This is a genomic window from Candidatus Mycobacterium wuenschmannii (assembly GCF_030252325.1).
Taxonomy (GTDB): Bacteria; Actinomycetota; Actinomycetes; order Mycobacteriales; family Mycobacteriaceae; genus Mycobacterium; species Mycobacterium wuenschmannii.
The window spans coordinates 3,846,964-3,866,258 of record NZ_CP126981.1 but is presented as its reverse complement, the minus strand read 5'-3'; the positions used below and the strand labels follow the sequence as shown (position 1 = coordinate 3,866,258).

At 66.7% G+C, this 19,295-nt stretch carries 20 protein-coding genes; 13 read left to right on the top strand and 7 right to left on the bottom strand.

Annotated features, from left to right (window positions below):
- Positions 1 to 5: 5 nt before the first annotated feature.
- The 5 genes from PT015_RS18620 to PT015_RS18600 are packed head-to-tail and all read left to right on the top strand — an operon-like array spanning position 6 to position 6,152.
- Positions 6 to 1,613, top strand: coding sequence for an SMP-30/gluconolactonase/LRE family protein (locus PT015_RS18620; RefSeq protein WP_285186408.1), 1,608 nt, complete (start codon positions 6 to 8; stop codon positions 1,611 to 1,613).
- Positions 1,606 to 2,340, top strand: coding sequence for a GntR family transcriptional regulator (locus PT015_RS18615; RefSeq protein ID WP_285186407.1), 735 nt, complete (start codon positions 1,606 to 1,608; stop codon positions 2,338 to 2,340). The genes PT015_RS18620 and PT015_RS18615 overlap by 8 nt, the downstream gene beginning before the upstream one ends.
- Positions 2,341 to 2,354: 14 nt before the next feature.
- The gene (locus PT015_RS18610) at positions 2,355 to 3,923 is read left to right on the top strand and encodes an AMP-binding protein (protein WP_285186406.1); all 1,569 of its coding nucleotides are present in this window, start codon (positions 2,355 to 2,357) and stop codon (positions 3,921 to 3,923) included.
- 1 nt (position 3,924) lies between these two features.
- Positions 3,925 to 4,698, top strand: a complete 774-nt coding sequence (locus PT015_RS18605; protein ID WP_285186405.1) for an SDR family NAD(P)-dependent oxidoreductase — start codon at positions 3,925 to 3,927, stop codon at positions 4,696 to 4,698.
- Complete coding sequence (locus PT015_RS18600) at positions 4,683 to 6,152, top strand: AMP-binding protein (protein ID WP_285186403.1); 1,470 nt, start codon at positions 4,683 to 4,685, stop codon at positions 6,150 to 6,152. The genes PT015_RS18605 and PT015_RS18600 overlap by 16 nt, the downstream gene beginning before the upstream one ends.
- Positions 6,153 to 6,155: 3 nt before the next feature.
- Here PT015_RS18600 and PT015_RS18595 read toward each other — a convergent pair whose 3' ends face one another.
- Together PT015_RS18595 and PT015_RS18590 are read right to left on the bottom strand one after the other, a co-directional pair.
- Entirely contained in the window at positions 6,156 to 6,617 is a 462-nt protein-coding gene (locus PT015_RS18595) for an SRPBCC family protein (protein WP_285186402.1), read from the bottom strand.
- A gap of 1 nt (position 6,618) precedes the next feature.
- Positions 6,619 to 7,350 (bottom strand): enoyl-CoA hydratase/isomerase family protein, encoded by a 732-nt coding sequence (locus PT015_RS18590; protein ID WP_285186401.1) that lies wholly within the window; start codon positions 7,348 to 7,350, stop codon positions 6,619 to 6,621.
- A gap of 132 nt (positions 7,351 to 7,482) precedes the next feature.
- On the opposite strand from PT015_RS18590, the gene PT015_RS18585 reads away from it, so the two are divergent.
- The 7 genes from PT015_RS18585 to PT015_RS18555 all read left to right on the top strand — a co-directional run bounded on the left by PT015_RS18585 (position 7,483) and on the right by PT015_RS18555 (position 12,985).
- On the top strand, positions 7,483 to 8,130 hold the full coding sequence (locus PT015_RS18585) for a TetR/AcrR family transcriptional regulator (protein WP_285186400.1): 648 nt from the start codon (positions 7,483 to 7,485) through the stop codon (positions 8,128 to 8,130).
- A gap of 9 nt (positions 8,131 to 8,139) precedes the next feature.
- Positions 8,140 to 8,943: an SDR family NAD(P)-dependent oxidoreductase gene (locus PT015_RS18580; protein ID WP_285186399.1), complete on the top strand. Its 804-nt coding sequence runs from the start codon at positions 8,140 to 8,142 to the stop codon at positions 8,941 to 8,943.
- Positions 8,944 to 8,993: 50 nt separating this feature from the next.
- Complete coding sequence (locus PT015_RS18575) at positions 8,994 to 9,806, top strand: enoyl-CoA hydratase/isomerase family protein (RefSeq protein WP_390887855.1); 813 nt, start codon at positions 8,994 to 8,996, stop codon at positions 9,804 to 9,806.
- The gene (locus tag PT015_RS18570) at positions 9,803 to 10,990 is read left to right on the top strand and encodes a CaiB/BaiF CoA transferase family protein (RefSeq protein WP_285186396.1); all 1,188 of its coding nucleotides are present in this window, start codon (positions 9,803 to 9,805) and stop codon (positions 10,988 to 10,990) included. Before PT015_RS18575 ends, PT015_RS18570 begins: the two co-directional genes overlap by 4 nt.
- Entirely contained in the window at positions 10,968 to 12,266 is a 1,299-nt protein-coding gene (locus tag PT015_RS18565; protein ID WP_285186395.1) for an acyl-CoA dehydrogenase family protein, read from the top strand. Before PT015_RS18570 ends, PT015_RS18565 begins: the two co-directional genes overlap by 23 nt.
- A gap of 78 nt (positions 12,267 to 12,344) precedes the next feature.
- Positions 12,345 to 12,671 (top strand): DUF732 domain-containing protein, encoded by a 327-nt coding sequence (locus tag PT015_RS18560; protein ID WP_285186394.1) that lies wholly within the window; start codon positions 12,345 to 12,347, stop codon positions 12,669 to 12,671.
- 77 nt (positions 12,672 to 12,748) lie between these two features.
- Positions 12,749 to 12,985: a hypothetical protein gene (locus PT015_RS18555; RefSeq protein ID WP_285186393.1), complete on the top strand. Its 237-nt coding sequence runs from the start codon at positions 12,749 to 12,751 to the stop codon at positions 12,983 to 12,985.
- Here PT015_RS18555 and PT015_RS18550 read toward each other — a convergent pair.
- Both PT015_RS18550 and PT015_RS18545 read right to left on the bottom strand, forming a co-directional pair.
- Positions 12,982 to 13,935: a phosphotransferase family protein gene (locus PT015_RS18550; RefSeq protein ID WP_285191169.1), complete on the bottom strand. Its 954-nt coding sequence runs from the start codon at positions 13,933 to 13,935 to the stop codon at positions 12,982 to 12,984. The genes PT015_RS18555 and PT015_RS18550 overlap by 4 nt on opposite strands.
- Complete coding sequence (locus tag PT015_RS18545) at positions 13,932 to 14,717, bottom strand: SDR family NAD(P)-dependent oxidoreductase (RefSeq protein WP_285186392.1); 786 nt, start codon at positions 14,715 to 14,717, stop codon at positions 13,932 to 13,934. Before PT015_RS18545 ends, PT015_RS18550 begins: the two co-directional genes overlap by 4 nt.
- Before the next feature lie 391 nt (positions 14,718 to 15,108).
- Between PT015_RS18545 and PT015_RS18540 the strand changes: the two genes are divergently transcribed.
- The gene (locus tag PT015_RS18540) at positions 15,109 to 16,929 is read left to right on the top strand and encodes a beta strand repeat-containing protein (RefSeq protein WP_285186391.1); all 1,821 of its coding nucleotides are present in this window, start codon (positions 15,109 to 15,111) and stop codon (positions 16,927 to 16,929) included.
- A 77-nt stretch (positions 16,930 to 17,006) separates the two neighbouring features.
- Here PT015_RS18540 and PT015_RS18535 read toward each other — a convergent pair whose 3' ends face one another.
- From PT015_RS18535 to PT015_RS18525, 3 genes are read right to left on the bottom strand one after another with little or no spacing between them, the layout of a single operon-like run.
- Entirely contained in the window at positions 17,007 to 17,819 is an 813-nt protein-coding gene (locus PT015_RS18535) for an SDR family NAD(P)-dependent oxidoreductase (RefSeq protein ID WP_285186390.1), read from the bottom strand.
- Positions 17,816 to 18,229, bottom strand: coding sequence for a nuclear transport factor 2 family protein (locus PT015_RS18530; protein ID WP_285186389.1), 414 nt, complete (start codon positions 18,227 to 18,229; stop codon positions 17,816 to 17,818). The genes PT015_RS18535 and PT015_RS18530 overlap by 4 nt, the downstream gene beginning before the upstream one ends.
- Positions 18,226 to 19,287, bottom strand: a complete 1,062-nt coding sequence (locus PT015_RS18525; RefSeq protein ID WP_285186388.1) for a zinc-binding dehydrogenase — start codon at positions 19,285 to 19,287, stop codon at positions 18,226 to 18,228. The genes PT015_RS18530 and PT015_RS18525 overlap by 4 nt, the downstream gene beginning before the upstream one ends.
- Positions 19,288 to 19,295: the final 8 nt, after the last annotated feature.

Here is a 19,295-nt window from a genome sequence, read left to right as displayed (position 1 = left end):
CACCGATGTTGCTGCACGAAAGCCGCTCCGGCGCAGGGGTGTCGCCTACCCTCGCCACGGGCTGGCGCATGCAGCGACTCACCCCGCCCAGCAGATTGTTCGGCGCCAACGGGCTGCGAACCGGCCCCGACGGCCGGATCTACATCGCGCAGGTGACCGGCAGCCAGATCAGCGCTCTCGACGTGGACACCGGCGAATTGGAGGTCATCAGCGCCAAGGGTGGCGACATCATCGCGCCCGACGATGCGGCCTTTGGACCGAACGGCGACCTCTATGCCACCGAGGTGATGGACGGCCGGGTCAGCGTCCGCGGCGTCGACGGCCACACCCGGGTGCTGCGCGCGGACATCCCGTCGGCCAACGGCATCACCGTGCACCAGGGCCGGTTGTTCGTCGGCGAGTGCCGCGAGGGCGGGCGGCTGTACGAATTCGACCTCAACGGCGGCGCGCCGCGGGTGCTGCTGGAGAACATCCCGTCGCCCAACGCGATGGAGGTCGGCCCGGACGGCCTCCTGTATTTCCCGGTGATGGGCGCCAACGAAATCTGGCGCATCGGCCTCGACGGCGGTGAGCCGGAGACCGTCGCGACCGGCCTGGGCGTGCCCGACTCGGTGAAGTTCGACGCGGCCGGCCACATCGTCTCGACGCAGGTACACAGCGGACAGGTGCTGCGCATCGATCCGCGCACCGGATCGCAGACCGTGCTCGCGAATCTCAGCCCCGGACTGGACAATTGCACATTTGTCGGGGATCGGCTGTTCGTCTCCAACTTCACCGGCGAAATCACCGAGATCCTGCCCGACGGGGCCACCTCGGCGCTGCTGCCGGGCGGGCTGAACTGGCCGCTCGATCTCGCGGTGGATCCCGACGGCAGCCTGTACGTCGCGGACGGCACTTACTTCTACGTGCTGCGCCCCGACCACAGCCTCCAGACGGTCGGCATGCTGTTCACGCCCGGATATCCAGGCTTCCTGCGCGGGTTGGCCCCGGCCGGTCCGGGCGAGTTCGTGGTCACCACCTCCGGCGGCCAGATCGCCCACTACCGACCGGCCGATGGCGAAACCGACGTGCTGGCAGACGGATTCGACCAGCTGTACGGGGTGGCGCTGGCCGCCGACCGGACGGTCGTGGCCGCCGAGCTCGGCACCGGGCGCGTGGTATCGGTTCGTGACGGACGGGTCGACGCGATCGCGTCCGGCCTGAACAAACCGATCGGGGTCGCGCTCGCACCCGATGGCGGATGGCTGGTGTCCGAGTCCGGCGCCGGCCGGGTCGTCACGCTCACCGGTGCCGGACCGCAGACTGTTGCGGACGATTTCGGTTGCCCACAGGGGCTTTTGACGCAGGGAAGGCGGCTGTACGTCGTCGACCCCGGCGCCCGGGAACTGGTCGAGGTGAATCTCGACGATGGATCGCGGCACACGATCGCGACCGGGTTGCCACTCGGCGCGAACCCCGGGGTGGTCCCCAAACCGCTGAAGGGCATGCCGCCGTTCTCGGGTCCGCAGGGCCCGTTCGCCGGTATCGCCGCGAGTCCCGACGGCACGCTGTACGTCTCCGCCGACGCCGACGGCAGCCTGCTGGCTTTCCGGCCGGACGGTCGTGATGGCTGACACCGCCGACCACCGCTATCTGCAGGTCGCCCGCGCGCTGCGCAAGGAGATCGTCGACGGCGTCTACCCCGTCGGATCGCAGCTCCCCACCGAATACCAACTGTGCGAACGCTTTTCGGTCAGCCGGTACACCGTCCGGGAGGCGCTGCGGCGCCTGCGCGACGACAACCTCGTTGCATCGCGGCCGCGGGCGGGCACGTTGGTGGTGCCGCGCCCGTCGTCGGATTCCTACGTCCAGGACGTCGTGTCGATCAACGACCTGCTGGCCTTCGCCACCGGCGCACAGTTCGCCATCGAATCGACCGGCATGACGCGCGTCGACGACGAACTCGCCGCCCGCACCGGACTCGATGCGGGCGAAGAGTGGTTGGCAGTCATGGGTTTTCGCCGGATTGACGGCGGCGAGTTTCCGGTCTGCCGCACCGAGTACTACATCAACCGCACCTTCGCCGGTGTCGGCCGGCTACTGCCGCGGCACGCCGGGCCGATCTTCCCCTTGGTCGAAGACATTTTCGGGGTGAGCATCGTCGAGGTGCGCCAGGAGATCGCCGCGGTGTTGATCGCGTCGCCCCTGGCGGAGCAGCTCAGTGTCGAGGCGGGCAGCCCCGGACTCGAGGTGCACCGCACCTACGCGACGTCCGACGGTGAGGTGGCCCAGCTGACGATCAACACGCATCCGGCGTCGCGCTTTCGCCACTCGATGACGATGCGCCGAGTGCGCGGCTAACCTCACACGCAGCGATGTCCAGTACACGGGTGATCGGCGGCCGGACGGTCCGCTGGGACGACGAGCGGGCTGCGGACGCCTACGCGCGGGGCTGGTGGGTGCGCGAAACCCTCGCCGATTCGCTCGCCGACGCGGCCCGGGACACACCCGACCGGGTGGTGCTGGTCGACGGCGCGCACCGGATCGACTGCCGCGGCTTGCACGAGCAGGCGACGGCCCTCGCTGGGGCGATGCTGCAGCGGATGCCGCAGGGAAGCGTGGTCTCGTTCATGCTGCCGAATTGGCATGAGGCCGCGGTCATCTACCTCGCGGCGACACTCGCCGGCATGGTGATCAACCCGATCCTGCCGTCGCTGCGTGACCGCGAACTGGAGTTCATTCTCAGCGATGCGCACACCCGGATGGTTTTCGTGCCCGCGGTGTTCGGGCGTTACGACTACGCGGAGATGTTGCAGCGGGTCGTGCCGAAACTCGACGACCCGCCGGAGGTAGTCGTGGTTCGCGGCGACTCGCCGCTGCCCGGGGCACCGAATCCCGTTCTGCCCGAGCTGGATCCCGACGCGGTGCGGATGATTCTTTACACCTCGGGGACCACTGGGAGGCCGAAAGGCGTCCTGCACAGCCATAACTCGATACACGCTCTGCTCACGCAGTTGCGTGAGCACTGGCAAGTGCGGCCCGGTGACCGGTTCCTGGTCCCCTCGCCGGTCGCCCACATCGGCGGCTCCATCTACGCGTTCGAATGCCCGCTGCTGTTAGGCACTTCGGCCGTGCTGATGGACCGCTGGGATGCCGACGCCGCGGTGAGCCTCATCGGCCGGGAAGCTTGCACCCACCTCGCGGGCGCGACCCCATTCCTCCAGCAACTACTCGCCGCGGCCGAGCGTGCCGCAACGCGGCTGCCAGAATTGAAACTATTCATCTGCGGCGGCGCCTCGGTCTCGCCGTCGCTGATCCGCAGGGCGGCAGATTATTTCGAGCGTGCCGCCGTCACGCGCGTCTACGGCTCCACCGAAGTCCCGGTGACCACCGTCGGCGCACCCGACGAGCCCGCACGCGCCGCCGACACCGACGGGCGCCCAGGCTTCGCGCAGATCGCGCTGCACAACGACGGGGAGATCCTTGCCCGCGGCCCGCAGATGCTGATCGGATACCTGCACACCACCGATGAGACCCAATCATTTGACACAGCAGGCTATTTCCGCACCGGCGACCTGGGCCGCTGGGTCGACGACGACTATCTCGTCGTCACCGGGCGCGCCAAGGACCTGATCATCCGCAACGGCGAGAACATCGCGCCCAAGGAAATCGAGGACCTCCTGATCAGCCATCCCGCCGTCGCGGAAGTCGCGATCGTCGGCCTGCCCGATGCCCGCACCGGCGAGCGGGCCTGCGCCGTCGTCGTTCCCAACGACCAGCCCCAACCCGACGTGGACAGCCTTCGCGTCTTCCTGCGGGAGCACGGAGTCGCTATCTTCAAAGCACCCGAACAGGTAGTCATCTGGGACGCTCTACCGAGAAACGACGCCGGGAAGGTGCTCAAGCACCAGATCCGCGCGGCCCTGACAACGACGGACGGATGACATGCAGGTAGCGATCGTGACCGGGGCGACCGGCGGAATCGGTTTCGGCTGCGCGAAAAAGCTGGCCGACGCCGGGATGGCCGTGCTGGCCACCGGCCGCAACCAGACCCGGCTGAACGAACTGGCAGCCGAGATCGGCGACCGCGACCGCGTCGCCACCGTGGCGATCGATCTGACCGACCGGGACGGACCGGCCCGCGTCGTCCTCGCCGCGATCGAAAAGTGGGGCCACGTCGACTTCCTGATCAACAACGCCGGGGTGGGCAACCCGACGCCGCTGCACGACACCGACGACGCCACCCTGGACTACTTCCTCGATGTCATGCTGAAGGCGCCGTTCCGGCTCGCACGAGACGTGTTGCCGCACATGAAGCCCGGCTCGGCGATCATCAACATCACCTCGACGTTCGCGGTCGTCGGCGGTCTCCGCGGCGGGCCGTACTCGGCGGCCAAGGGCGGGCTGACTGCGCTGACCACCCACATCGCTGCCCAGTACGGCGCACACGGAATCCGTTGCAACGCCGTCGCTCCCGGCGTCATCCAGACCGCGATGACAGAAGAGCGGTTGCAGGATCCGCGGTTTCGCCGAATGCAGGTCGAGATGACACCGCACCAGCGCCTCGGCACGGTCGACGACGTAGCCAGCACCGTGGCGTTCCTGTGCTCGCCGGGTGGCAGTTTCATCAACGGGCAGACCATCGTGGTCGACGGTGGGTGGAGTTCGACGAAGTACCTGTCGAAGTACGCGCTGAACTCGGAGTGGATAGCCGAGTGAACCTGTTTGCGTTGCTCGACCAAGCCGCGCAACGCTTTCCCGATCACGGTGCGGTCTATCACGGGCAACGACGTTGCTGCACCTGGAGCGAACTGCGCGAGCGGGCGATGCGCCTGGCCGGATCGATCCGCCGCGACCACGCTGCAGGCGCGCGTATAGCGATTGCCAGCGAGAACCGGCCGGAGATCGTCGAGTTGTTGTTCGGCATCTGGGCCGCCGAATGCGTCGCGGTACCGATCAACTACAAGCTACATCCCCGCGAGATGACCCAGATCCTCGCCGACGCCGAGGCCGCACACGTCTTTGCGTCGCCGAAAATCGCGACCACTCTGGCAGGGTCGACGGAAGTCATTGACTCCGAACAGTACTCGGTGAGATTTGACTCTGCGCCCGCTGCCGCGCCGAGCACCGACCCCGCGACGCTGGCCTGGCTGTTCTACACCAGCGGCACGACCGGCCGCTCCAAAGGCGCCATGCTCAGTCATCGCAACCTGATGGCCATGACGGTCGCGCATCTTGCCGATATGGATGCGCCGGACCAGGATTGCAGCCTGATCCACGCCGCGCCGATGTCGCACGGCTCGGGCCTGTACATCCCGGCTTACGTCGCACGCGGTGCGCGCCAAGTGATCTCGGAGCGCGGCGGATTCGAACCATCGGACTTTCTCGACCTCTGCGAGTACCACCCCGGCTGCAGCGCATTCCTGGCGCCAACCATGGTGCAGCGCGTGGTCGAGACGGGCCGGCCGCGCCCGAGCAAACTACGGACCATCGTCTACGGCGGCGGCCCGATGTATGTCGACAGCATCAAGAAGGCGCTCACGGCGTTCGGCCCCGTGTTCACCCAGATCTACGGCCAGGGTGAGGCGCCGATGACGATCACCGGGTTGCGCCGCGTCGACTACGAGACCGCGGACGACGCGATTCTCGGATCGGTCGGCTATCCGCGGTCCGGCACCGACGTCGCGGTGCAACGCGCCGACGGCACGCCGGCCGAAGCGGACGAGATCGGCGAAATCGTCTGTCGCGGAGACGTTGTGATGGGCGGCTACTGGCGTGACCCCGCTGCCACCGCGGACACGCTGCGCGACGGCTGGCTGCGCACCGGCGACATGGGCTCCTTCGACGCGCGCGGCTACCTGACGCTGCACGACCGGTCGAAGGACGTCGTGATCAGTGGCGGGTCCAACATCTACCCGCGCGAGGTGGAGGAGGCACTGCTCGAACACCCCGGCGTGTCCGAGGCGTGCGTGGTCGGGGCACCCGACCAGGAGTGGGGCGAGGTCGTCGTGGCGTTCATCGTCGGGGCGGCGGACCCCGTCGACCTCGACGCGCACCTGCTGGCCCGTATCGCCCGATTCAAACGCCCGAAGCGGTATCTGGTGGTGGACGAGTTGCCGAAGAACAGCTACGGCAAAGTGCTCAAGACGGAACTGCGCCGGCAATTGGCCTGATGTTCAGCGGCTTTCGAAGTGACTTCGGATGCCGGCCAGCATCGCGACATGGGCGTCGACCGCCTCGCGCGCGGTAGTCGCGGCGAGCAATCGCGGCGCGGCGATCGTCAGACGTTCGGTGAGGCGTGTGCCCTTCTCGGTCGGCTCGAAGCTCACGACCCCGTTGAGCCGGACCCGTGGGAATTGACGCGCCTCGGTGAGCACGTTTCCTCCTGTGGGGACCTGCACCCGGGCCCAGTATGTGATGCCGATCGTCAACGGGCCCAGCGGAATACGATCGCGTACCCGGTACGTCGTCTGATAGCCGTCGGCGTGCTGGTCGTGCGACAGCATTTCGACCGACACCACCAGTGGATGAAAGTCTTTGATGTTGCCCAAGTCGACATAGAAGTCGCGGACCTCGCTCGGCGGGGCGGGGATGTCCTCGCCGATAATGCACTCGGTCCGGGCGATCCAGAGACTCACCTCATCGACCGCGGGCCAGCGCGTCCAGGAATCCGACGATACGGCCGCGCGTCTCCTCGGAGATCCAACTGGCCCGCACGTCCGCCTCGGCCGCCGCGCCGGCGTCGACGGCGGCGTGCACCGGCGCGTGCAGCTGAGCTTTGGTGGCGGCGTAGGCGGCCGGCGAGTACTGACCCAGCTCACGCGCGGTGGCCAGCGCCCGGTCGAGCAACTCGTCCTTACCGACCACCTCGTCGACCCAGCCGAGAGCCAGCGCGGTATCGGCGTCGATTGTCTTGGCGCCCAACGCCGCCCGGGTAGCTGAGGCGCCCATCGCGCCGCGGCAGATCTCCAGCGCCGCGACAGGGAACGGCACCCCGACGGACAACTCGGTCAGGCCGATCGTCCCGCCCGACATCAGCCGGACGTCGGCGCACATCGCCAACACACAGCCACCGGCGATCGCGTGCCCGTTGATCGCCGCGACCACGGGCGCGGGGTGGTTGTAGATCGCAAGGAACGCCTCCGACAGCGCGACGACGAACTTCTCGGCGTAGTCGGCGCCGCCGTCGACCAGAGCCCGCAGGTCGACACCGGCGGAGAACGCGCGCCCGGCCCCAGTCAGCACGACCGGCCCCTCGACGCGGCCCATCGAGTCGATGATGACGTTCAGCATGTCCAGATCGGACGCGTTCACCGGAGCGGAGTCGAACCGGAGGATCGTCGCGCCGTCTGCCGTCTCGAGTGCGGTCACCCGTCTTTCATACCGTTCGGGCTTCGGGAGTGGAACACGAGGTCGCAAAACCTGTCGTTGACAACGTCGGCAGACCGCTGTCACAGTGATCGAGCGTTAAATGAAAATATCGTTCTCAGTTAAGGCGACCGGATGACTGCCCCACGCACGCGGCGACGCAGCAAGCTTGCGCCCGACCCCGACGTGCATCGCATCATCATGTCCGCCGCCACGGAGGCCCTGCGCGAACACGGCGTCCGCAGGCTGAGCGTCGCCGCGGTCCTCGATCGCGCCGAATTGAGCACCCGTGCGTTCTACCGGCATTTCGACTCCAAGGACCACGTGATCGCAGCGGTCTTCCTCGACATGGCCCGGGCCGAGAGTCGCCGCCTGCACCGGAAGATGTCCAGGGCCGCCGGCCCGGTCGAGGCGGTGGCTGCGTGGATCGACGGCCGCCTCGACCTGGCCTTCGACGAAAGCATCAAGTCCGACCTACGCCGCCTCTCGCTGGAGGCGCAGTCGCAGATGTTCGCCGCACCGGAGCTGATCCAGCCCGCGTTCGAGGAGATGCTCACGCCGCTGATCGACCAACTGCGCCGAGGCCTCACCGACGGCGTCTTCCACGACGTCGATCCGGTGAGCGAGGCCCGATCCATTCAGGGCGTGGTGTGGTCCAGCACCGAACAGCATTGGACCGCAGGCGGTTTCGAACGCGCCGATGTCCGCCGCCGCGCCCTGAGGTTTTGTCTGCGCGGACTCGGCGTGCAGCCCGACACGATCGACAACATCGTCCGAAAATAAGGAGCAGCAATGGACCTGGGATTGGCCGGATCGACCGCCGTCGTCACCGGCGGCAGCAAAGGCATGGGTTTGGCGATCGCGCAGACGCTCGCCGCCGACGGCGCCAGCGTCGCCGTGATGGCGCGCGGTCAGGCCGCGCTCGATGCCGCGGTCGAGTCGCTGCGCGCGGCGGGCGCGCCCGACGCCGTCGGGATCAGCGTGGACATGACCGACGCCGCGTCGATCGCCGCCGGCTTCGACCAGGTGGCCAAGCGCTGGGGCCGGGTGAACAGTCTGGTGCACACCATCGGACCCGGTGACGGGTTCTTCGAGCAGATGGAGGACTCCGACTGGGACGCTGCCTTCACGCTGGGCACGATGTCCGGCGTCCGGTCGGTGCGGGCCGCGTTGCCGCTGCTGCGGGCCGCGGACTGGGGCCGCATCGTCACGCTGTCCGCGCACTCGATTCAGCGGCAAAGTCCGCGCATCGTCGCTTACACCGCCTCGAAGGCTGCGCTGTCCAGCGTCACGAAGAACCTGTCGAAAAGCCTTGCCAAGGACGGCATCCTAGTGAACTGCGTCTGCCCGGGGACCATCGTCACCGCGAGCTTCACCGAAAACCTCAAGGACATCCTGGCCGCCGACGGCCTCGACGCATCCGATCCGCGCGACGTTATGACCTGGATCGAGAACAACTTCCACCAGCCCTGCGACCTAGGGCGGGCCGGCCTGCCCGAGGAGATCGCGTCGATCACCACCTACCTGGCCTCGAAGCGGAACGGGTACGTCACGGGCGCGACGGTCAACGTCGACGGCGGATCGGACTTCGTCTAGTTCCGTTGCGCCCGCGCGGTCGAGAAGAATAGCATTCTCCTAAAGCGCGAATGGGTGTTCCAGGGCTCGTGACGAAGGGGGCTCGATTGACCGCGACGGTGAGCGTGCAGCGACCGCATGCCGGCGTGGTCGTGCTGCACCTGAATCGGCCCGAACGACTCAACGCGATCAACGAGGCAGTGGCCGGCGATCTGCTCAACACCTGCACCGAGCTGGGCTCCGATTCCTCGGTCCACGCAGTCATCGTCACCGGCGCCGGTCGTGGCTTCTGCTCCGGCATCGACATCCGCGACTTCGGCCCTGGCATACCGGAGGCGACGGCGCCCGCGATCGACCGGCTCCGTTTTCAGGAATCGATGGCTGCGCTTCCGCAAGCCATTCGCGACATGCCGCAGCCGGTGATCGCCGCCGTCAACGGCCCGTGCGTCGGCGCGGGGCTTGCGCTGTGCCTTGCCGCGGATATCCGAATCTGCTCCACCGCAGCGACATTCGGGAACGCCGCGATTCTGCTCGGCCTGTCCGGCGCCGAGATGGGGATGAGCTACTTTCTGCCGCGCATCGTCGGCGTCAGCGTCGCGGCCGACTGGATGTTGACCGGCCGGACGGTCACCGCCGAGGAGGCCGATCGCCGCGGCCTGGTCAGCGAGATCACCGAGCCCGAGGAACTCGCCGATCGCGCGCTCGACATCGCAACGCAGATAGCCGAACTCACCCCGCTCGGCGTCCAACTGACCAAACGTGCGTTGCAGGTCAACACCGATGCCGCCGGCCTCGGCCCCGCCCTGGAACTCGAGAACCGCAACCAGGTGCTCAGCCATGCGACCGAGGAGGCCGCCGCGCGTCGGCAGTCGTGGTCGTCGTGACGGGCCCACTGCACGGCGTGCGCGTCGTGATGATGGGCGGACTCGGGCCGGGCCCGTTCTGCGGAATGCTGCTCGGCGACCTCGGGGCCGAGGTGGTCCGCGTCGACCAGGTGCGCGAAGTCGATGGCGCGCTACCGATCGACTACACGGTCCGGCGCAACCAGCGCTCGATCGCGGTCGACATGAAAGATGCTCGCGGACCGGAACTTGTGCGCCGCTTGGTGATTGACGCCGATGCGTTCGTCGACGTGTTCCGGCCCGGGGTGGCCGAACGACTCGGCATCGGTCCCGACGAGTTGCGCGCCGCGAACCCGCGACTGGTTTACGCGCGAATGACCGGGTACGGACAGGACGGCCCGTACGCCGATCGCGCCGGCCACGACATCAACTACATCGCGCTGACCGGCGCGCTGCACAGCATCGGCAGCGCCGAAACACCCGTTCCGCCTTTGAATCTCATCGGCGATTACGGCGGGGGCGGCATGCTGTTGGCGATCGGGCTGCTCAGCGGCATCCTGGAGGCTCGCCGATCCGGCGAGGGTCAGGTGCTCGATGTCGCGATGGTGGACGGGGCGGCGACCATGATGGCGCCGTACTACGGCATGGTACATGCCGGTACCTGGCGAGATCGGCGGGGCGACAACATCCTTGACGGCGCTGCGCATTTCTACGGGGTGTACCGGACCGCCGACGACAAGCACGTCGCCGTCGGCGCGATCGAGCCGCAGTTCTATGCCGAGCTGTGCCAACGCCTCGGCGTCGACGTGCCGCACGATGCCGATGCGCCCGAGGCATGGCGAGCACACCGCAATGCGCTGGCGGAGCGCATTGCGCAGAGGACCCGTGCCGAGTGGGAGGACCGACTCGGCACGCCCGGGACCTGCGCCACACCGGTACTCACGATCACCGAGGCGCCCGATCATCCACACAACGTCGCGCGCGGCACCTTCATCGAGGTCGACGGCGTCCCGCAGCAGGCTCCAGCGCCCCGGTTCTCGCGAACCGTTGCCGCCCAGCCGAAGTCGCCGGCGCTTCCGGGTGACCACACCCACGCGGTGCTGGCCGGGCTGGGTCTCGACGCCGACGCGATCACTGAGTTGACCAATGCCGGCGTCGTGCGACAGAGCGCGGCCTCCGCAACGCAGAAGCGAAAGGACTCTCATGGCTTGGGACTTCTCCACTGACCCGGAGTGGGCGGCGCAACTGAAGTGGGTCGACGAATTCGTGCGTGGGGAGTGCGAACCCATCGACCTGATCATCAAGGAGTCGCACGACCTCAACGATCCCGTCCGCCAGGCCCTCATTCCGCCGCTGCAGAAGATCGTCAAGGAGCGCGGGCTGTGGGCGACGCATCTCGGTCCGCACCTGGGCGGCCCCGGTTTCGGGCAGGTCAAGCTGGCGTTGCTCAATGAGATCCTCGGCCGGTCGGAGTGCGCGCCGATCGTATTCGGCTCGCAGGCACCGGATTCCGGGAACAGTGAGATCCTGGCTCACTACGGCACGCCCGAACTCAAGCAGCGTTACCTGGAGCCGCTGCTGGACAACCGGATCATCTCCTGCTTCTCGATGACCGAACCGCAGGGCGGCGCAGACCCGAAGGTGTTCACCACCACTGCCACGCGGGACGGCGACCACTGGGTGATCAACGGCGAAAAGTGGTATTCCTCGTTCGCGTCGATGGCGTCGTTCATCATCGTGATGGCGATGACCGACCCGGAAGCCTCGCCTTATCAACGTTATTCGATGTTCGTATTACCGGGCGACACCCCGGGCATCAATGTGCTGCGCGACGTCGGGCTCGGATATCAGCCGCTCGGCGGTGGTGGCCGGGAAGGCTACGTCCGTTACGAGAACGTGCGCGTTCCCGACGACCACATGCTTGGCCCGCGCGGTGGCGCGTTCGCGGTGGCGCAGACCCGATTGGGTGGCGGACGCATCCACCACGCCATGCGCACCGTCGGACTGGTGCGCCGGATCTACGACATGATCTGCGAGCGCGCGGTGTCGCGCTATACCCAGGGCAGCGTGCTGGCCGACAAACAGATGGTGCAGGAGATGGTCGCCGACTCGTGGATGGAGATCGAGGCGTTCCGGCTGCTAACCCTGCAGACCGCGTGGAAGATCGATCAATTCAACGACTATCAGGCTGTGCGAGGCGACATTTCGGCCGTCAAGGCGATGATGCAGAAGGTGCTGCACGACGTATCCTCGCGAGCGTTGCAGATCCACGGATCGCTCGGGACGTCGCACGAGATGCCGTTCGTGCAGTACCTCACCGAATCGTTCGTATTGGGCCTGGCCGATGGTCCGACCGAGGTGCACAAGGTCACGTTGGCGAGGCTGCTACTCAAGGACTGCACACCATCACCCGATGTGTTTCCGTCCGAACACATCCTGCGCCTGCGCCAGGCCGCCGAGGAAAAGTTTGCCGACAAACTCGCGGGAATTCCGCGCGGTTAATCCATCGCCGACTCACATCCGCCGCTAATGTGCGGACCGGGGTCACCCGATGTCTCCTTTGCGCAGAAAGGCGCCTGCATGACACGAGCCGGCATTTCGGCGGGCCGGGCACTCGCGGGCCTTGCGGTGCTCACCGGAGCTCTGCTCGGACCGTTGGTCGCCGACGTTCGCGCCGATCCTCTCGACGACCGGTTCCTGGCGGCGCTGCAGTCTCGCGGCATCAATTACAAGTCGGCCGAGGCGGCCATCGACGCCGCCCATCAGGTCTGCACGGAGCTCGGCAGGGGACGGACCAAGGACGACGTCGCGCAAGAGGTCATCGACCGCAGCGGCCTCGACCCGTACCACGCCGGGTACTTCGTCGGGGCCGCCGTGGGCGCGTACTGCCCGCAGTTCGCCGGCTGATCGGTGTCGCAGATTTGCGCGACGAGCCGACGGCGGCAGCCGGTATCATGGGGGCAATCGCATCTGGGAGAATCTCAATGATCACAAAAGTCCTCGTCACAGCGGGTATCGCCGTAGCCGCCGGCCTCGGTGTGGCCGCACCGGCATTCGCCGACCCCGCGTCGTTCGGCGACCTCAGTTGCGAGTGCCACGACCCGATCCCCCAGGGACCGATCGTCCAGTTCTTCACCCCGCCGGCCGGCCAGATCGCCGCGGGAATCCAGCAGGGGTTCTCCGACACCGGGCCCGACGTGAACGGCGTTCCGCACAACTAATCGAGCAGGTCGCCCGCTCGCGCGAGCAGTCGCGGCACTACCGGCGCCATCTCTTCCAGCCCCGCATCCGGCACTTCCCTTCGCCGGTTGTGCTTGACGATCAGCGACCATGTCGCCGTCGACTTGAAGCACGCCAGAGCGCAGAACCAATCCAGTTCCGGCACTTCCATTTTCATCGCATCGCGATAAATCGTGACAAGCTCCTCGAGCGGCGGGACCGCCGCGCCGTACCGCGTCGGGCGCCGGTAGGTCTGCGGGTCGCAGTTGATCAGGAACCATCCGGCGTCGACGCGGGGATCGCCCACCGACCAGATCTCCCAGTCGATGACGGCAGTGATTCGATCGCTGTCTGCAAGCAGATTGCCGAGCCGGAAGTCGCCGTGCACGATCGCGGGCCGGAGGCTCGGCGGTGCCTTGTCGCGTAGCGCGTCGGCGACGTCGGACCACCCCGGCGCCAGCGTCGGGTCGACGGTTTCCAGTGTGCGACACCACCGCTCGACCTCCTCGAGCGGTCCGACCACCGGCTCGCCGGCCAGGTCGTGATCTCCCGGTTCGAGACCGTGCAGTCGGGCGAGCGTCGCGGCCGCATTCCGAAAGCGCTCCGCGACAACATCTTCGGAGCCGGCATCGGCGTCATCGAACAGCGGCTCGCAACTGATTCCATCAAGGAACGACATCACGAACAGGGGTGGATCGCCGGTGTCTTCGAAGAGGACCTGCGGAACGGGTACCTCGGTCGGGCTCAAGGTCTTGATCATGCGCGATTGCCGTAGCACGTCCCGGTGGGCGGTGGGCGGAACTCCGGGCGGGGCAACCTTGACGACGACGCGCCGGCCGTGGCGCCGGCCGGCGAAGGTCAGACTCGATGCGCCGCCCACCAACGGGTGCAGATCCGAAACGCGCTGTGACGAAAGTCGTTCGGCTAACTGCGCCAACAGCGCGTCGTTCAGTGCAACCACCCGATTTCCCGCAGGAACGGTTGAGTGTGGGCGATGCGTCCGGTCAGCGTCGCCGGGTCGCCGGTGACGAGCGTCAGCGCCGTCTGGGTGATGAGCTCGATGTCCTCGGTGTCGGTCTTGGCCAGGTCGAGGGTGCCGGCCCCCTCAGTGGCCACCGGGTTGGACGGGGCGGCGGCATTCACCGCAATGCCGTCGTCGAAGAGTTCTGCGGCAAGGCTTTTGGTGAGTCGATTGAGTGCCGACTTCACCGTCCCGTAAATTCCGAAGCCGGCGGTTCGGTCGAACTCCGCGAATGGCGGGCCCTCGGGCAGGTCGCCTCCGACCGAAGTCACGTTGAGCACCCAGCCCCGGCCTCGTTCGCGCATCGCCGGAATCGCCAATTGAGTGAGGTGTAGTGGTGCGAGCACATGCATTTCGATCATCAGGCGGGCGCGACGCTCCGGGAACTCGTCGAGCGGCCGCAAGAATGTCACGGCGGCGTTGTTCACGAGAATGTCCGGCGCGCCGACCTTTTCGACCAGTTCGGCGAATAACCGCTGCCTGTCTTCGGCGTTGGACAGGTCCGCCTGGATGGCCACCGCCGAACCGCCCGCGGTGCTGATCTCACGGAGAGTCTGCTGCAGCGATCCGTGGTACTTCGGGTCCGGTTCCAGCGTGCGCGCGGTGAGTCCGACTGTGGCGCCCTCGGCGGCCAGCCGCTGCGCGATGGCTTTTCCCAATCCGCGGCTCGCCCCGGTCACCAGAGCGACCTTGCCGTCACACATTCCCGTCATGCCGACCCGCTTCCGCGCTAGTGGAAACGGCTTCTCCAAATTTGAGAATGCCGTTCTGGACGGTTCGAAGTATAGGCATTTTCCGCCGACCACATGACGCGGAACCGTGACGACTGAGTGGCACCTGAGTACCACTTCATTTCGACTCAGGGACATTACTTGCTTTCGCGAACCGGAACAGTCTTCCGAGCTGCAGTTGTTAGCCCGCAACGATCGGAGCGAGCCTGCTGACGCGGTGTCAATAAGCTGGCAATCGCCTGGGAACCTGAGAGATAACCAAGATTTTGTATTGACTTCCTATATTACTCCTCAGTAGGGTCCCGTGACGTTACTCACAAGTAACACCACGCCCGCCCCTTATCACTGCACACGGAAAGTAGGAGCAAGACCTATGAACAGACGCTTGATCACGGCCGGTTTGGCGGCCACGGGCGGATTGTTGACCACCGCATTTCTGCAGGTGGCCGTCGCCGCGGCGGCCCCGGGCGACGACGCCTTCACCATCGGCAGCTACGTTTTCGACCCGATCAACGCAGCGGGCGTTGAGGGCTTCAACCCCGTCTACCAGCTCACCACCTCACCGCCGCTGCTCGAGTTGGGTGGTGGCACGGCGCTCGGCCTGCCCCTCGCCACCCAGAACTTCGATGTGTACAGCCCTGGCGGAGCCGAACTGGGCAGCATTCAGGGCAATGAGACCGTGACCAACCTGTTCGGCTTCACCAACGCCGAGTTCACTGTCGCAGGCGTCACGGCGGCCGATGGCGGCGACGCGTCCAGCCTGCCCGCAATTGGTTCGGTCTACGACGCGTGGAACTTCGGCGGCGGCTACGAGAACATCTACGTCGCCACTCCTGGAGACGACGGCACCGTCACCGACACGTTCATCACGCCGACCGGCCAGAGCTACGACCTGAGCTCACTGTTCACCTTCAACGCGGCGAACCCGCTGAACCCCGGCGACGCGTTCACCGGTCTGGAGGCACACGGCATCACCGGTGCACCGGAAGCCTTCACCATTGCCGGCACCACCCTGGACCCAATCAACTCGGCGGGAACCGAAGGTTTCAACACGGTCGCCCCGCTCGCAACCACGGCACCGCTGCTGGTCATCGGTGGTACGTCACTCGGCGATCCGTCCAACGGTGGCAACGATCTGGCCACCCAGATCTTCGACGTCTATAGCGGCAGCGGCTCGTCGGCTGCGGAGATCGGCACCATCAACACCGGCGTTGACGTGACAAACCTGTTGGGGCTCACGAACACCCAGTTGATTGTCACCGACGTGACACCGGCGGGCGTTGGCTCCGCTGACTTGCCGACCGTGGGATCGGTCTACGACGCGCTCAACTTCGGCGGCGGCTTCGAGAACGTCTACACCGCCACGCCGGGCGCCCTCGGCAGCGTCACCGACAACTTGGTCACGCCCTACGGCACGATCAACCTGACCTCGCTGTTCGAGAACATCAACGTCGCCAACCCGCTCAACCCGGCCGACGCGTTGACCGGCCTCCAAGCCGGCGACAGCGCCATAGGCGCGAATGCGTTCACCCTCGACGGCTTGACCTTCAACCCGTTGACGGCAGACTTCACCCAACCCGGTGACTTCGGTCTGGTTACCGGCGAAGGCTTCAACCCGGTCTACCAATTGACCGGCGCCGCACCGCTGTTGAACCTCGGCGGCGGAACTCCGACCTTGGACCTCGGGTTCGGACCGATCTCGCTCACGTTGGCTCAGCAGGACTTCAACGTGTACGACGGCGCTGGTAACGCAATTGGCGCTATCGACACCAACGACCAGGTGACCAACCTGCTCGGCCTCACCAACGCCGAGTTCACCGTCACCCACCTCGGCGACGTGCTCAGCGTCCCAGGAGATTCCAGTTCGATCGCCGACCTCATTCCCGCGGCCGACGGGGCCACTCTGCCCGCGGTGGGAACGGTCTACGACGTGCTGAATTTGGGTGGTGGGGTGGAGAACATCTACACGGCTATCCCGGGTCTGGACGGTGCGGCCAGCACCATCCACGACATCCTGGTCACGCCCCTGGGCAACCTGGATCTGGGCTCACTGTTCGGCGGAATCGACGCCACGGCGTTGCTGAACCCGGGCGACGCCTTCACCGCCGGTCTCGAGGCACTGACCAACGGACTCACCGAAGCGGGCGCCGGCGCGGCCACCGCATTCGACCCGCTGTCCTTCCTCGGACTTTAGCGGCCAGGCGGTCCAAACCAGCAGTAACCAAACATCCCAGGTCCGAAAGGGCCTGGGATGTTTGGCTTTCGGCGGGCCTAGTCGCCCATCGCGGATGCCTGCGCCTGGGCAAAAAGCGCGACCGCCTCATTACGGCTGAGCGATGCCAGCATCGGCGCCATCGCGCGCATCATCTCGCCCACCATCAAAGTCGGCCCGTTGCTGAGGTTTTCGAGCGCCTCGGTGATCACCTCGTCGACACTGGCGGCGTCCGACGGCACCGCATCCTCGGAAGACAGGTGTCCGCGACTGTGCTCGAGCTTGCGCAGGGCGGGCGTGTTCGTCTTGCCGAGAATGAGACCGAGCACGTCGACGCCCGTGTCGTGCAGTTCGCTCCACAAGGCTTCGGTGAACACCATGTCGAACGCCTTCGTGGCGCCGTAGGCCACCATGTTGGGTCCGCCGGCGAGGCCTGCGCCCGATCCGAAGACGACGATCCCACCTTTGCCGCGTTCGACCATCGCGGGCGCGAAGCGGTGACACAACTGCATCGGCACAACGCAGTTGCGGTGCACCATCGATTCCGCGATCTCGACCGGGTTGGCCAGAAACGGCTCGAAGTTGGGGTCGGCGCCGGCGCAGTAGACCAGGAAGCCCACCTCGATACCGGTGGTCGCGGCGACAACCTGCGCCGTCGCGTCAGGCGATGCGAGATCGATTGCCAGCGAACGAGTTTGGACACCGGTGCGCGCGACTATCCCGGCCGCCACCTCGTCGAGGACGGCCTGGCGGCGAGCCACCAGCGCGACGTTGAGCCCGCGGTCCGCCAGCGCCTCGGCAAACGCCGCCCCCACGCCGTCGGACGCTCCCAGGACCAGCGCCCACGGCCCGTACTTGTCCGCGAAGGTCATGCCGTGCCTCCCACCTGAGCCAACCGCACCTGGATGAAGCGACGACGGGCCACGCGCCAGCCGTCCTCACCCCGCACCAGTTCGTCATCGTAGAACCCGGCGGCATTCACCCCCGCGTTCACGTCGACCATGATCAGTGCATCTACGTAGGTCCGTGACTCGGCCGTGTCGCCGTCGACCGTGATCACCTGATTGGTGAGCCGGTGCATGGTGTGACCCGCCATCGCGTGCGCCTGATCCATGAATTCGGTGATCGCGTCGACGCCCCGGAACGTACCGATCTCGCCGTAGTCCAGTTCGCAGTCGTCGGTGAACACCGTGCGAAACAGCGGCCAGTCTCGGCGGTCGATCCCGGTGGCGTAGCGCAATAGCACCTCGGCGATGTCTTGGCGGTCTTCGCGATCACTCACGTGACGTCTCCGTTCGGATGGACGATGATTCGGGCTGGGCCAGTGGACTTTCGGGCCGAGTCGAGCGCGTCGGGAACGTCGTCGAGGCCGATGACCGCTCCGACGCTGGGCAGCGGATCGAGCCGGCCGGCGGCGATCGCGTCGAGCGTGCCGTACCAGTCCTGCGGGTGCGGCCCACCGCCGAACTGGATGGTCACGCCTTGACGGGTCGCATCGGTGATGTTCAGCGTGTCGCCGGTGTACCAACCACCGGCGCAGTAGATCCGGGTTCCGATGTCAACGCTGTCGACGATCTTCTGGATCAACCCCGATGCGCCGACACATTCGAAAACGACCATCGGGCCCCACATTCCGCATTCGACGCGCAGCTCGCGCCAGACGTCGAACGGTGATCGCTCGGCGGGGTCGACGGCGACATGGGCGCCGAAGCTGTCGCACGCCAGCGCGCGGCGTTCAGAGTTGTAGTCCGACACGATGATTGGCTCCACGCCCCGGGTGGCCAGCGCAGCGACGGCCGACAGACCGATCGCACCCGCCCCGATGACGATCGGGATCTCGCCGGCCTCCATCCGTGCCGATCGCACGTAGAACTCGCCGACCGCGAATGCATCGGTGAGCGCCGCGGCATCGCAGGACACGTCCGCATCGACCGACTTCGCCAACGACTCCCCCACCACGACCAGTTCGCCGAAGCTGCCCTGAGCCTCAGGGTGCTGGCCGATGATCCGCACGCCGACAACTCCTTCCGGGCCGCCGTTCACCGCGCGGATGGGAATGGAGGTGACGCGGGTGCCGACGGGAAACTGCCCGGTGCAGTCTGGCCCGTGCCCGACGACCTCGCCGACGAATTCGTGGCCGAGCACGATGTCGCGGTTCGCGTCGTACAGAGATCGGCCCGTCGGATCGTCGACCCCCATCTCCGGGTGATCCATGAAGTGCACGTCCGACGCGCAGATCGCCGTGCTCAATGTTCGCAGCAGCAGTTCACCGGGCCCGGGAACCGGGTCGTCGACCTCTCGAACGCCGAGTCGACCGTCGCGCAACACCACTGCACGCATTCGCGCAC

Coding starts and splice junctions, on each gene's coding strand:
- PT015_RS18620 (WP_285186408.1), top strand. CDS start 6: ATGTTGCTGCACGAAAGCCGCTCCGGCGCAGGGGTGTCGCCTACCCTC.
- PT015_RS18615 (WP_285186407.1), top strand. CDS start 1,606: ATGGCTGACACCGCCGACCACCGCTATCTGCAGGTCGCCCGCGCGCTG.
- PT015_RS18610 (WP_285186406.1), top strand. CDS start 2,355: ATGTCCAGTACACGGGTGATCGGCGGCCGGACGGTCCGCTGGGACGAC.
- PT015_RS18605 (WP_285186405.1), top strand. CDS start 3,925: ATGCAGGTAGCGATCGTGACCGGGGCGACCGGCGGAATCGGTTTCGGC.
- PT015_RS18585 (WP_285186400.1), top strand. CDS start 7,483: ATGACTGCCCCACGCACGCGGCGACGCAGCAAGCTTGCGCCCGACCCC.
- PT015_RS18580 (WP_285186399.1), top strand. CDS start 8,140: ATGGACCTGGGATTGGCCGGATCGACCGCCGTCGTCACCGGCGGCAGC.
- PT015_RS18575 (WP_390887855.1), top strand. CDS start 8,994: ATGGGTGTTCCAGGGCTCGTGACGAAGGGGGCTCGATTGACCGCGACG.
- PT015_RS18565 (WP_285186395.1), top strand. CDS start 10,968: ATGGCTTGGGACTTCTCCACTGACCCGGAGTGGGCGGCGCAACTGAAG.
- PT015_RS18560 (WP_285186394.1), top strand. CDS start 12,345: ATGACACGAGCCGGCATTTCGGCGGGCCGGGCACTCGCGGGCCTTGCG.
- PT015_RS18555 (WP_285186393.1), top strand. CDS start 12,749: ATGATCACAAAAGTCCTCGTCACAGCGGGTATCGCCGTAGCCGCCGGC.
- PT015_RS18545 (WP_285186392.1), bottom strand. CDS start 14,717: ATGACGGGAATGTGTGACGGCAAGGTCGCTCTGGTGACCGGGGCGAGC.
- PT015_RS18540 (WP_285186391.1), top strand. CDS start 15,109: ATGAACAGACGCTTGATCACGGCCGGTTTGGCGGCCACGGGCGGATTG.
- PT015_RS18535 (WP_285186390.1), bottom strand. CDS start 17,819: ATGACCTTCGCGGACAAGTACGGGCCGTGGGCGCTGGTCCTGGGAGCG.
- PT015_RS18525 (WP_285186388.1), bottom strand. CDS start 19,287: ATGCGTGCAGTGGTGTTGCGCGACGGTCGACTCGGCGTTCGAGAGGTC.